This window comes from Methylobacterium organophilum (genome assembly GCF_022179465.1).
Lineage (GTDB): Bacteria > Pseudomonadota > Alphaproteobacteria > Rhizobiales > Beijerinckiaceae > Methylobacterium > Methylobacterium organophilum.
Genome location: NZ_BPQV01000012.1, coordinates 98,671 through 110,779, shown reverse-complemented (window position 1 = coordinate 110,779; position 12,109 = coordinate 98,671). Strand labels below are relative to the sequence as shown.

The 12,109-nt window shown below is 72.1% G+C and carries 10 protein-coding genes; 5 read left to right on the top strand and 5 right to left on the bottom strand.

The annotated features are described in order from the left end of the window. Nucleotides 1–190 precede the first annotated feature (190 nt). Nucleotides 191–550, bottom strand: a complete 360-nt coding sequence (locus MFF21_RS18795; RefSeq protein ID WP_238312901.1) for a response regulator — start codon at nt 548–550, stop codon at nt 191–193. Nucleotides 551–684: 134 nt separating this feature from the next. Between MFF21_RS18795 and MFF21_RS18790 the strand changes: the two genes are divergently transcribed. Further along, nucleotides 685–1,434, top strand: coding sequence for a Crp/Fnr family transcriptional regulator (locus MFF21_RS18790; RefSeq protein ID WP_238312899.1), 750 nt, complete (start codon nt 685–687; stop codon nt 1,432–1,434). 28 nt (nt 1,435–1,462) lie between these two features. Beyond that, nucleotides 1,463–2,185 (top strand): sensor histidine kinase, encoded by a 723-nt coding sequence (locus MFF21_RS18785; RefSeq protein ID WP_238312897.1) that lies wholly within the window; start codon nt 1,463–1,465, stop codon nt 2,183–2,185. A gap of 22 nt (nt 2,186–2,207) precedes the next feature. Here MFF21_RS18785 and MFF21_RS18780 read toward each other — a convergent pair whose 3' ends face one another. Further along, entirely contained in the window at nt 2,208–3,065 is an 858-nt protein-coding gene (locus MFF21_RS18780) for an SDR family oxidoreductase (protein WP_238313030.1), read from the bottom strand. Between the two features lie 465 nt (nt 3,066–3,530). Between MFF21_RS18780 and MFF21_RS18775 the strand changes: the two genes are divergently transcribed. Next, complete coding sequence (locus MFF21_RS18775) at nt 3,531–5,531, top strand: putative bifunctional diguanylate cyclase/phosphodiesterase (protein ID WP_238312895.1); 2,001 nt, start codon at nt 3,531–3,533, stop codon at nt 5,529–5,531. Between the two features lie 4 nt (nt 5,532–5,535). Here MFF21_RS18775 and cydX read toward each other — a convergent pair whose 3' ends face one another. The 3 genes from cydX to MFF21_RS18760 all read right to left on the bottom strand — a co-directional run bounded on the left by cydX (nt 5,536) and on the right by MFF21_RS18760 (nt 8,553). Continuing rightward, on the bottom strand, nt 5,536–5,667 hold the full coding sequence (cydX, locus tag MFF21_RS18770; RefSeq protein ID WP_238312893.1) for a cytochrome bd-I oxidase subunit CydX: 132 nt from the start codon (nt 5,665–5,667) through the stop codon (nt 5,536–5,538). 59 nt (nt 5,668–5,726) lie between these two features. Continuing rightward, nucleotides 5,727–6,881 carry a cytochrome d ubiquinol oxidase subunit II gene (gene cydB / locus MFF21_RS18765; protein ID WP_238312892.1) on the bottom strand — a complete coding sequence of 385 codons (1,155 nt, stop codon included), beginning with the start codon at nt 6,879–6,881 and terminating at the stop codon, nt 5,727–5,729. Between the two features lie 70 nt (nt 6,882–6,951). Beyond that, nucleotides 6,952–8,553, bottom strand: a complete 1,602-nt coding sequence (locus MFF21_RS18760) for a cytochrome ubiquinol oxidase subunit I (protein WP_238312890.1) — start codon at nt 8,551–8,553, stop codon at nt 6,952–6,954. 199 nt (nt 8,554–8,752) lie between these two features. Between MFF21_RS18760 and MFF21_RS18755 the strand changes: the two genes are divergently transcribed. Together MFF21_RS18755 and MFF21_RS18750 are read left to right on the top strand one after the other, a co-directional pair. Continuing rightward, a complete protein-coding gene (locus MFF21_RS18755; protein WP_238312887.1) occupies nt 8,753–10,399 on the top strand; it encodes an ATP-binding cassette domain-containing protein in 1,647 nt (548 codons plus the stop codon). Further along, nucleotides 10,396–12,054 carry an ATP-binding cassette domain-containing protein gene (locus MFF21_RS18750; protein WP_373325052.1) on the top strand — a complete coding sequence of 553 codons (1,659 nt, stop codon included), beginning with the start codon at nt 10,396–10,398 and terminating at the stop codon, nt 12,052–12,054. The genes MFF21_RS18755 and MFF21_RS18750 overlap by 4 nt, the downstream gene beginning before the upstream one ends. The last annotated feature ends 55 nt before the right edge of the window (nt 12,055–12,109 follow it).

The following is a 12,109-nucleotide window of genomic DNA, read 5'->3' as shown; positions in this document are numbered from 1 at the left end:
GGTGCGGCCCTGCGGCATCGTCTCGGTACCCGGCCTCGATGGCGGCCCGATCCGGTCAACATGGACCTGATCGTCCAGAAAGACCCGACCTCGACAAGACCGCACGCGCCAAGAAGGACGGTTGCGTGAAGGTGGTGTCCCGTCCCGGCTGACCGGGGACGCCGCCGCAGCCCGGGCCGGCGCGGGCCGCTCAGGCGGCGGCGAAGATCATCCTGGCCTGGCGGTCCGGATCGAAGGGCTTCTCCCAGCGCGGCACCCCCCGATAGGCCCGCGGGATCGCCGCCGTGCCGTAGCCGGTCGCGAAGATGAGGCGCACGCCGCGACGGCGCAGAATGTCGGCGACGGGATAGATCTCCTGCCCGTGCAGATTGATGTCGAGGATCGCCGCATCGACGGCTTCGGTGCGGGCGAGGAGAAGGGCCTCGGGGACCTCGGCCACCGGTCCGACCACATCGATCGCCAGGGCCCTGAGGGCGCGGACGAGATCCCGGGCGATGAAATATTCGTCTTCCGCAACGAGTACGCGGTGCGGTTTCCGGACCTCAAGCATCGCCGATGATGTTCCATGATCAAGGGGCATCGCCTGAAAGCAGATTGATGAGCGTAGACAGGGCGAACAACAACATGGGTAAGTTCGCGAATTTTACCTTGGGTTAGGGTGCCGAACGTGGTCGGAGAGGCGCCGTGACCAATCCTTTTATCCGCAAGCTGGAGAATTTCTGCGCGCTGAACGATGAGGAACGTTACCTCATCGAGGTTCTCTGCCGCCATGTCCGGCGCGTGGAGGCCCGCACCGACATCGTCCAGCAGGGCGACGAGCCCCGTTGCGTCAACCTCGTCCTGGCCGGCTGGGCCTGCCGCTACAAGCAGTTCGCGGATGGGCGACGGCAGATCATCTCCCTGTTCGTGCCGGGCGACCTCTGCGACCCGCACATCTTCGTGATGCGCTCGATGGACCATTCGCTGGCGACGATCACCCCGATCTCCATCGTGCGCCTGTCCGAGGAAGCGATCGACACGATCACGCGGAGCCCACGGCTCCAGGCGGCCCTGTGGTGGGACAGCCTCGTCACCAGCGCGATCCACCGGGAAGGCATCGTCAGCCTCGGCCAGCGCTCGGCAGCGGAGCGGCTGGCGCATTTCTTCTGCGAGCTGTCCCTGCGCCTGCAAGCGGTCGGGCTCGGGACGGAAGCCGGATACGAGCTGCCGCTGACGCAGCAGGACATCGCGGAGATGCTCGGCATCACGAATGTCCACGTCAACCGGACCTTGCGGGACATGCGCGATTCCGGGCTTGTCACCCTCCGGGGCCGGCAATTGACCATTCACGATTTCACAGCCTTGAAAAGGCTGGCCATCTTCGATCCTTCCTACCTTCACCAGGGTCGCGAAAGCGTGCAACTGGACTCGAACGTGTTGATGCGCGCGAATTGAGCTTCGGCAGCGGCGAGGGCGTGGCGGCATGACAGAGCGGTTCCAGCGCTCGCGCTTGGTCGAGCTTGAGGCGGAGAACGCAACGCTGCGCGGCCGGCTCGCCGCGGTGGAGGCGGATCTCGCCGCCTCGGAGGGGGAGGCGGTGTCGGTCGCCGAGTCGGAACGGGCGTTCCGCAACACGCTGGCGGTGATCCGCGCCATCATCCGGCACTCCCTCGTCACGAGCCGCTCAGCGGACGACTTCGCGACGCATCTCATCGGCCGGGTCGATGCCGTGGCCCGCGTCCATCAGCTGGCCTCCAATGCCGGCAGCGACCAGCACGACCTCCACAGCCTGATCGCCGACGAGCTGCTCGTGCATCTGGTGCGCGAGGGCGAGCGGCTGCATCTCTCGGGGCCGCGTATCCTGCTCCAGCCGAAATCTGCGGAGCTTCTGGCGCTCGCGATCCACGAACTGGCGGCGAATGCCGTCGAGCACGGCGCCTTGGGATCGCCCGAAGGCGAGGCGCGGGTGACCTGGTCCGTCTCGCCCCCCGACGGGCAGGGCGTGCCCACGCTCGCGATCCAATGGCGGGAGCGGGGGCCGGGCGGCCTGCCGCGGCCGTGCCATCACGGCTTCGGCACGGAGGTCCTGAAGCAGACGCTGGCCTATGCCCTGCAGGCGCGTGCCCAGCTCGAATGGGAGGAGACCGGCCTGAGCTGCCTGATCCAGATCCCCCTGACGAGCCGCATCGGGCGGCTCACCCCCTGAGGGAGAGCCCGCCGGTGCCCGCTCACAGGAACGGCCGGCCGCCCGTGACCGGAACGGTGGCGCCGGTGACGTAGCTCGCCTCGTCGGAGGCGAGCATGACATAGACCGGGGCGAGTTCCCGCGGCTGGCCGGGCCGCCCCATCGGCGTGTTGCCGCCGAAGCTCTTCACCTTCTCCGGGGGCATGGTCGCGGGGATCAGCGGCGTCCAGATCGGCCCCGGCGCGACGGCGTTCACGCGGATGCCCTTGTCCGCCAGGATCTGGGCGAGCCCGGCGGTGTAGGTGTGGATCGCCCCCTTCGTGGTCGCGTAGGCCAGGAGCTGCGGGCTCGGCTGATCGGCGTTGATCGAGGTGGTGTTGATGATCGCGCTCCCCGCCCGCAGATGCAGGAGCGCCGCTTTCGTCAGGTAGAACATCGCGTGGATGTTGGTCGCGAAGGTGACCTCCCACTCCTCGTCGCTGATCTCCTCCGGGCCGGCGAAGGTCGCCTGATGGGCCGCGTTGTTGACGAGGATGTCGAGGCGCCCGAACGCCTCGACCGCCTGGGTGACGACGGCGCGGCAATGCTTGGGATCCTTGAGGTCGCCCGGTGCCAGCACGGCCTTGCGCCCGGCCTTCTCGACCCAGTCGGCGGTGTCCTGGGCGTCCCCGTGCTCGTCGAGATAGGAAATCAGCACGTCGGCGCCCTCCCGGGCGAAGGCGATGGCGACCGCCCGCCCGATGCCGCTGTCGCCGCCGGTGATGACCGCCGCCTTGCCCGCGAGCCGGCCGGAGCCGCGATAGCTCTCCTCCCCGTGGTCCGGTCTCGGCTGCATGGCCGCGGTGGAGCCCGGCATGGGCTGCTGCTGCTCGCGGAAGGGCGGCTTCGGATCGTCCCGCATCGCGGTCTCCTGCTCGGCCGCGCCGCGCGGCTCGATGCCCGGGAAACCTGCGAGCCGGGGGAAGGTCACCGCGCCACGCCGCGAAACGCCCGGCCCGGGCCTCCAGCCGGGAGGGCTTTGCATCGAGGCGCAGGTGATTGAGCAATCGTAGAACGATTCCATCCGAGAGACGAAGAAAAGCAGCGCCCCGGCCTTCAGGGGCAGCCCCGAGCATTCCGAAGGTCATGCCTCATCGTCTCGATCACGGCATTATGAGGAGCTTCTTTGAATACGGCGTGACCTGCTATCATTCCTGTCGGGTTTTGATACATTCCGATCGAAGCGTGCTGTGCGATGCGATCAACCATCGCTGATCGTAGCAGCTCTAGGTCATGAGCCGGCACGTCACTTCAACACTTCGTAGGGGCTTCTCGGATAGGACGGGAGCGCCTCATATCCGAGGCCGACTATCCAGGCTCGTTCGCCATGCGCCTTATCCGAAGCGTCGGGCCACAGCTCGAAAGGCTGATCCGGCGCGACCAGCTCGAAGCCGTGCGCATGAGCGTGCAGCATGCGATCCCGGTCAACATGCTGCTCGGACTGACGGGCGCCCTGGTGGCGCTGCATGCCAGCCATGGCCTGGCGGGGGGCCTCTGGTTCGGGGCCTCCACCCTGGTCAATCTCGTCCGGATCGGGCTCTGCCGCGCCCCGAATCCCGGCCTGGGCCTCACCCCGGAGACCCCGGCGGAGCAGGCGGACGAAGCCGCCCAGGCCATCGACCGGCATCTGCGGCTCGCCTGCCTCGCGGCGCTCGCCTCCGGGCTGGTCTGGGCCTGCGTGCCGGTCCTGTGCGAAGCCTATACCTCCGCCCAGACGCTGTTCTACCTCACCGTGGTGTGCGGCATCACCGCGGGCGCCGTGACCCACGGCATCGCCTATGCCCGGATCCCGATCAGCTTCATCACGCCGCCGCTCCTCTCCGTGGCGGCCTGCCTGTTCTATGCCGGCGGCTTCGACCGGGACTGCTTGGCCGCGACGGTCCTCCTCTACCTCGTCGCCCTGATCCGCAGCACCCTCGCGACCGAGCAGGGATTTCGCGAGACGAGCCGCCTCAAGAACGAGGCGACCACGCTGGCGGACGCCCATGCGGCGGCCCATACCAAGGCGAGCGCCCTCGCCGAGGAGATGCGCGGCCGGGCCACGCACGACGCCCTGACCGGCCTGCTCAACCGGGCCGGCCTCACCCAGAAGGCCGAGGAGTTGCTCGCCGCGCGCGCCAAGCTCTGCCTGATGCTGCTCGACCTCGACGGCTTCAAGTCGGTCAACGACGTCTACGGCCACACGACGGGGGACCGCGTCCTCGTCGAGGTGGCGCGGCGCCTGGGGGCGAGCCTGCCGCCGGCCTGCCACCTGGCCCGCCTGGGGGGCGACGAATTCGCCGTCGTGTTCGACCGCGCTCCTGTGCCGGAGGCGCCGGAGGCGCTGGCGGCGCGCCTGATCGGGACCATCGCCCACCCCTTCGAGGGCTTCGACGCGGGCCGGCTCGGCATGTGCGTGGGCATCTGCGACGCCCCGGCGCAGGAGAGCCTGACGCATCTGCTGAGCTGCGCCGACGAGGCGCTCTACGCGGCCAAGCATGCCGGCCGCAACCATGTCCGCCTGTTCGACGAGGGGCTGAGCACGCGCCTCGAGATCCGGCGCGACTGCGAGCGCGACCTCTCCCACGCCCTGGCCGAGGGCGACATCGAGGTCTGGTTCCAGCCGATCCTCGGCCAGGGCGGCCGGGTGGTGACGAGCCTGGAGGCGCTGGTGCGCTGGCGCCACCCCAGCCATGGCTGGATCCCGCCGAACGAACTGGTCGCGACCGCGGCGATGGCCGGCCTGACCGAATCCCTGCTCCGCTTCATCCTGGAGGCGGTCTGCCGCATGCTGGCCACGCTGCGGGCCCAGGGCCTGGAACGGCTCTCCGTCGCCCTGAACGTCTCGCCGCGGGAGATGGCGCAGGTGGCCGTCGACGAGATCGTCCTGGAGCGGCTTCGCATCCTCCAGCTGCCGGCGGATAGGCTGGAGATCGAGATCACCGAGGAGACCGCCCTCGACATCGAGGCCGTCCACGACAAGCCGCTCGCCCTGTCCCGGGCCGGCATCAAGGTGGCGCTCGACGATTTCGGGATCGGCTATTCCTCGCTCGCCTCCCTGCGCCAGCTGCGCGCGAACCGGCTCAAGATCGACCGGAGCCTCGTGACCGGCCTGTCGACCGACGAGGACAAGCGGGGGCTCGTCCAGGCGGTGCTGGGCCTCGGCCGGGCCCTCGGGCTGGAGGTGGTCGCCGAGGGGGTCGAGACCGCCGACGACCTGGTCACGCTCCAGGCCCTCGGCTGCCTGTTCATGCAGGGCTATCACCTCGTCCGCCCGGCGCCCGCGGGCGAGATCCTCGCCTATCTGAGCGCGGGCAGCCCGCGGACCTCCCGCGCCTCGTGCCAGTGACGCGTCAGGGCGTGGGCAGCGGCGGCGCGATCTCCGGCGGCGTCTCGCGCACGCAGCGCAGCTCGTACCAGAGGGCGTTGAGCACGCCCACGGCGGCGGCGAGGCCGAGGCCGAGGACCCAAGCGAAGTACCACATCGTCATCTCCTCAAAGCTTGGGGGGAGGGAGCCCCGTCGGGCGGGGCTCCGGGAAGGCCTCAATAGGCGGGGGAGCCGGGGGCGGTGACGTCCTGGGCGGTGATGCGGCCCCGCAGCACCCGGTAGACCCAGGCGGTGTAGGCCAGCACCAGCGGCAGGAAGATCACCGTCGCCACCAGCATGTTGCGCAGGGTGGCCCGGCTGGAGGAGGCGTCGAACACGGTGAGCGCGTGGCCCGGATGCGTGCTCGAGGGCAGGATGATCGGGAACATCGACAGGCCCACCGTCGCGATGATGCCGGCGAGGCCGAGGCTCGAGGCGAGCAGCGTCGCGCCTTCCCGGCGGGCCCGGAAGCCCGCGGCGGCGAGCAGCGGCCCGGCGATGCCGAGGAGCGGCACCAGGAGCAGCGCCGGGCGGGCCCGGAAATTCGCGAGCCAGGCGCCGGAGGCGGCGACCACCTCCTTGGCCAGCGGGTTCGAGGGGCCGTCCCCGGCGAGCGGGCTCACGACCTGATAGCCGCCGAAGGCGCCCGCCGCGACCAGGATGCCCCCCAGGGCGAACAGGCCCGCGGTGGCGAGCGCGCTCTTGGCGCCGATGGCGTTGGCGCGCGCGGCGACGGGGCCTTCCGCCTTGACGGCGAGCCAGGCGGCACCGTGCATGACGAGCATCGCCACCGAGACGAGGCCGCAGAACAGGGCGAGCGGATTGAGGAGGCCGAACAGCGTGCCCTCGTAGATCGGGCGCAGATCCCCCGTGAAGTGGAAGGGCACGCCCTGGAGGACGTTGCCGACCGCGACGCCGAAGATCAGGCTCGGCACGGCACCGCCGACGAAGAGCGCCGCGTCCCAGCGCGCCCGCCAGGCCGCCCCCTCGCGCTTGGAGCGGTACTTGAACGCCACCGGCCGCAGGATCAGGGCGAACAGAACCAGGAACATGGCGAGGTAGAAGCCGGAGAAGCTGAGGGCGTAGAGCGCCGGCCAGGCGGCGAAGATCGCGCCGCCGCCCAGCACCAGCCAGACCTGGTTGCCTTCCCAGGTCGCCGCGATCGTGTTGATCGCGATCCGCCGCTCGACATCGGTGCGGGCGACGAAGGGCAGGAGGGCACCGACGCCGAGATCGAAGCCGTCCGTGAGCGCGAAGCCGATCAGCAGCACGCCGAGGAGCACCCACCAGATCAGGCGGAGCGTCTCGTAATCCGAAAGCAAGGTGAGCATCGAGGGAGATCCTTGGCTGCGGCGGCCCTCAGCGAGCGGGGCCGCCGGACGGAGGGGGTGGCGGAGGCGTTCACGCGGCCGGGACGAGGCGTGGGCCGCCGTGGCCGGCGCCCTGGTCGGTGCCGAGGCCGGGGACGAGGGCGGCCGGATCCTCGACGAGGGTGACGGGCCCCTTGGCGATGGCCCGCAGCATCAGCTGCACCTCGATCACCGCCAGCACGCCGTAGACGAGGGTGAAGCCGGCGAGGGTGAGGAGCAGGGAGGTCACGCCGAGTTCGGAGGTGGCGAGGGCCGTCGGCAGCACGCCCTCGATGATCCAGGGCTGGCGGCCGAATTCGGCGACGAACCAGCCGAACTCGATGGCGATCCAGGGGAGCGGCAGGGCCAGCAGCGCGGCCCGGAACAGCCAGCGGGGCGCCTCGACCTCCCGCGCCGTGTACCAGAGCGCGGCGCCGAACAGGGCGATCAGCAGGAAGCCGCAGGCCACCATCGCCCGGAAGGTGAAGAAGATCGAGGGCACGTGCGGCACCGTCGACCAGGCCGCCCGGTCGATCTCCGCATCGCTCGCCATGAGCGGGTCGCCGACGATCGGCTTCAGGAGCTGCGCGTAGCCGAGATCGGCCTGCGTCCGGGCGAAGGTGGCGCGGGCCTCCTCGTCCTTGCGGTTCGCCTTGATCCGCTCCAGCGCCGCGTAGGCCACCAGCCCGTTGCGGATGCGCGCCTTGGCGTGGGCGACCAGCTCCGTGATGCCGGGGATCTCCTTGTCGAAGGAGCGCGTGCCGATGAGCCCCATCGCCCACGGGATGTGGAGGGCGTGGCGGGTGGTGCGGGTCTCGAGGTCGGGGATGCCGAACGCCGTGAAGGCGGCGGGGGCCTCCTCGGTGTGCCACATCGCCTCCATGGCGGCGAGCTTCATCTTCTGGTGGTCGGTGACGGCGTAGCCGCTCTCGTCGCCGAGCACGACGACGCTGAGCGCCGAGGCGAGGCCGAAGGCCGCCGCGATGGCGAAGGAGCGCTTGGCCAGTTCCAGGTGCCGCCGGCGCAGGATGTAGAAGGCCGAGACGCCGAGCACGAAGACGGCGCCGCAGACATAGCCGGCCGAGACCGTGTGGACGAACTTCGCCTGGGCGACGGGATTGAAGATCACCGCGGCGAAATCCGTCACCTCCATGCGCATCGTGTCGGGGTTGAAGACGGCGCCCACCGGGTTCTGCATCCAGCCATTGGCGATCAGGATCCAGAGCGCGGAGAAGTTGGTGCCCAGCGCCATCAGCCAGGTGACGACGCAGTGGGCGAGCGGCTTCAGCCTGTCCCAGCCGAAGAAGAACAGCCCGACGAAGGTCGCCTCCAGGAAGAAGGCCATCAGGCCCTCGATGGCGAGCGGGGCCCCGAACACGTCGCCGACGTAGTGGGAGTAGTAGGCCCAGTTCATGCCGAACTGGAATTCCATCGTCAGGCCGGTGGCGACGCCCAGCGCGAAGTTGATCCCGAACAGGAGACCCCAGAACTTCGTCATGTCGCGCCAGACCTTGCGGCGCGTCATGACGTAGACGGTCTCCATCATGGCGACGAGGATCGAGAGCCCCAATGTCAGGGGCACGAACAGGAAGTGGTACATCGCCGTCAGCGCGAATTGCAGGCGCGACAGATCGACGAGCAGCGGGTCAGTCATCGAGGGCCTCCTGGAGCGCTCCGCACCACGGCGGCTGCCGGTCCGGCGAGAGAGCGCGTCAAAGCAAAGGCTGAGAGGCGCCCCCGGCCGGGCAGGCCGGGTACGACGCTCTCGTCCCGGCTCGTGTTTCGTCCCGCCGGCCCCGGGGGGCCTTGACGCAAATCAAGGCTCGTCCGGCCCCGCACCCGCACAAAGGGGCATGATCCGCCGCAGAACGAAGCCCGGCTCCGCCAAGTCCGCCCCCGCGCCGGAAGCCCTGGCCGTCGCCCGCGGCGCGGCCGGGCCCGGCCTGCGGCCCCTCCTCGCGCTCCAGGTGCTGCGCCACGCGGCGGGCCTCGCCGGCGCCGTGGCGCTCGCCCAGCTGGCGGGCCCGCTCATCGAGGAGGGCCGCCTCGATCCCCTGGCCCTCGGCCTCGCCGCGGCCTCGGCGCTGGCCGTCGCCGGGCTCGGCGGCCTGGTCGAGACGCGGAGCGCCGCCCTGGAGGCGAAGGTGGCGACAGACCTGCTGGAGGCGGCCGAGGCGCGGCTCGCCGCCATGCCGGCCCGCGCCGCCGCCGAGTTGCCGCAGGGGGCGGTGATCTGCGGGCTGCAGCGCCATCCGGGGGCGCTCGCCCGGCTCGTCGTCGGCCATGCCGCGGCGCGGCGGATGATGGCGCTCGGGCCGTTCCTGACCGCCGGCGCGGTCGCCCTGGTCTCCTGGCAGGCGGCGCTCGCCCTGCTGCTCGCCACCCCGGCGATGATCCTGTTCTTCGCCCTGGTCGGCGGCCTGATCCGCGACCGGGCCGCCGCGCAGGAGGCGGCGCTCGGGTGCCTCGCCACCCAGTTCGCGGACCGGGTGCGGACGCTGCCGACCATCCTCGCCGGGCACGGGCTCGCCCGGGAGCGCGAGAAGCTCGACCGCCGGCTCGCGGCCTATGCCGAGGGCACCATGGGCGTGCTGTCGGTCGCCTTCCTCAATGCGGGGGTGCTCGACTTCTTCTCCTCCCTCGCCATCGCGATCCTGGCGGTGTTCCTCGGGCTCGGCCATCTCGGCCTCGTCGCGCTGCCGGGCTTCGCGCAGCTCGCGCTCTGGCAGAGCCTGCTGATCCTGCTGCTCGCCCCGGACTATTTCGCGCCGTTCCGCCGCTACGCCGAGCTCTACCACGCCAAGGCGGAGGGAGAGGCGGCGGCGGTCGCGCTCGCCTGGGCGTTTTCGGGCGGGACGGGGGCGAAGGCCGTCCCCGCGCGGGCCATCCCGGCGCAGCCCGGCGCCCGCGGCCTCGTCCTGCCCCATGTCGGCGCCATCCCCGATTTCGACCTGCCGGAGACCGGGCTCGTCGCCATCACCGGGCCGAGCGGCATCGGCAAGTCGACCCTGCTGCGGGTGCTCGCCGGGGTCGAGGCGCCGCTGGCGGGCGGCGTGCGGCTGCCGGACGAGGCCGGGCGCAGCTGGGTCTCCCTCGACGCGCCCATCCCCGCCGGCACCCTGGGCCGGGCGATCACGGAGGGCACGGACGGCGCGACGCCCGAGAGGGTCCAGCAGGCCGCCGCGCTCCTCGGCCTGCTGGACGATCCGCACTGGCCCGGCGGCCTCGAGGCGCCCGTGCGGGCCGGGGCCGAGAACCTGTCCGGCGGCCAGCGCGTGCGGATCGCCCTGGCGCGGCTGCTCGTGCGGCCGGGCATCGGCTTCTGCGACGAGCCGACGGCGAAGCTCGATCCCGTCAACGCCGCCTGGGTGTGCGGCACCCTGCAGGTGGCGGCCCGCCGCCGGCTGATCCTCGTGGCGACGCACGATCCGGCGCTGGTGGCCCTCGCCGACCGGCACATCGCCCTCGGGCTTCCCCCCTCCGAAAGGCAGGCCGCATGATGCGCGCGCGATCGATCGGCCTAGCCCTCCCGCTTCCGCGCGGCGGGGGAAAGGGCGAGGGGATGGGCAACAGAGCGTGGCGCCTCGCCTTCCTCCTCGCCGCCCTGGCGCTCGCGGCGAACCTGCTCCTCGCCGGCACCGCCGTGAGCTTCCTCGCGGGTGTGGCCCTCGCCGGAGCCGGGCCGGCGGCACTCGCGTTCAACTTCCATCACCCGGCCGCCCTGGTGCGGCTCTTCGCGCTGCTGCGCACGGGCGCGCGCTACGGCGAGCGCATGGCCGGCCACCGCGCCGCCCTGGCCGATCAGGTTCGCCGGCGGGCCGGCCTGTTCGCCGCCCTCGCGCGGGCGCCGGAGAGCCGGGGCGCCGGCTGGCAGCTCGGCCGCCCGGAGCGGCTGGCCGACTACATCGACGACGTCGCGGATGTGGACTACGCCCGGCTGCGCGCGAACTTCCCGCTGGCGACGGCCGGCGCGGCGCTGCTCGCCCTGCTGGCCCTGACCGCATTCCTCACGCCCCTCGCGCTGCCCGCCCTCGCCGCCCTGGCGCTCGCCTCCGTGCCGCTCGCCCGGCGCGTGGCGGCGCGCCTCGCCGCCACCGAGACGCGGATGCGGGCCCTGCGCCGCGCCGGGGCGGCGGAGCTCGGGGCTGCGCTCGCCGGCCTCGTCCCCCTGGCGGCGGAGGGCCGGCGCCGCCCGGCGCTGCGGGCCGCCCTCGACTCACTGCGGGAGGCGGAGCAGGCGGCCGCCGCCGGGCGGCGGGCCCTGGCCGGGCTCGAAGCCCTGCCGGCGCTGGCCGGCCCCCTGGCCGCCCTCGCGGTGCTCCTTTCGGCCTGGAGCGCGGGGGCGCGGGGCACGGCGCTCCTGCCCGCCGCCTTCCTGGCCTTCGCCTGGATCGCTCTGGCCGAGCCGATGCTGGGCCTCGCCCGCGCGCTCCTCGGCGCGACCCGGGCCCGGCTCGCCCGCGACAACCTCGCCGCCGCGGCGGGGGGCGGGGAGGAGGCTGACCCGGAGGCGCGCAGCCTGCGTGCCGCGGGGCCCCTCGCCCTGCAGAACCTGCGGCTGCGGGCCCCGGACGGGCGCGATCTCGGCGCCCTGCCGGATCTCGTCGTGACGCCGGGCACGCCCCTGATGCTGGTCGGCGCCAGCGGCTGCGGCAAGACCTCCCTGCTCAAGACCCTCGCGGGCTGGGGCGAGGACCGGCCCGGCGAGGTGATCCGCCTCGACGGCCTCGGCGTCCCGGCGGCGGAGCGGCAGGCCTGCACCCATCTCGGCCTGCACGACGCCGCCATCCTCGCCGACACCGTGCGCGAGAACCTGTTCGCCCCCGGCGCCTCCGACCGGGAGATCTGGGCCGCGCTGGCGCGGGTCGAGCTCGACGACCGCATCCGCGCCGCCGGCGGCCTCGAGGCCTGGATCACGGAGGGCGTCCTGTCGCTCGGGGAGGCGCAACGCCTCGCCCTGGCCCGCGCCGCCCTGAGCCCCGCCCCGGTGATCCTCCTCGACGAGCCGGCCGAGCATCTCGGCGCGGATCAGGCCGTGCGCATCCTCGGCCGCCTGCTGGCGCAATGGCAGACCCGCGTGGTCGTGCTGACGAGCCACCGCCCGGACCTCGCCATCCCGGCCCGCCGGATGCCGATGGACCGGCTCCGGGCCTGAGCGGCCTTGCGCTGAATCAAGGCGTCGCCGCGGGGCGGGGCGCACCCTGCGGCCC

Coding starts and splice junctions, on each gene's coding strand:
- MFF21_RS18795 (WP_238312901.1), bottom strand. CDS start 550: ATGCTTGAGGTCCGGAAACCGCACCGCGTACTCGTTGCGGAAGACGAA.
- MFF21_RS18785 (WP_238312897.1), top strand. CDS start 1,463: ATGACAGAGCGGTTCCAGCGCTCGCGCTTGGTCGAGCTTGAGGCGGAG.
- MFF21_RS18780 (WP_238313030.1), bottom strand. CDS start 3,065: ATGCGGGACGATCCGAAGCCGCCCTTCCGCGAGCAGCAGCAGCCCATG.
- MFF21_RS18775 (WP_238312895.1), top strand. CDS start 3,531: ATGCGCCTTATCCGAAGCGTCGGGCCACAGCTCGAAAGGCTGATCCGG.
- cydX (WP_238312893.1), bottom strand. CDS start 5,667: ATGTGGTACTTCGCTTGGGTCCTCGGCCTCGGCCTCGCCGCCGCCGTG.
- cydB (WP_238312892.1), bottom strand. CDS start 6,881: ATGCTCACCTTGCTTTCGGATTACGAGACGCTCCGCCTGATCTGGTGG.
- MFF21_RS18760 (WP_238312890.1), bottom strand. CDS start 8,553: ATGACTGACCCGCTGCTCGTCGATCTGTCGCGCCTGCAATTCGCGCTG.
- MFF21_RS18755 (WP_238312887.1), top strand. CDS start 8,753: ATGATCCGCCGCAGAACGAAGCCCGGCTCCGCCAAGTCCGCCCCCGCG.
- MFF21_RS18750 (WP_373325052.1), top strand. CDS start 10,396: ATGATGCGCGCGCGATCGATCGGCCTAGCCCTCCCGCTTCCGCGCGGC.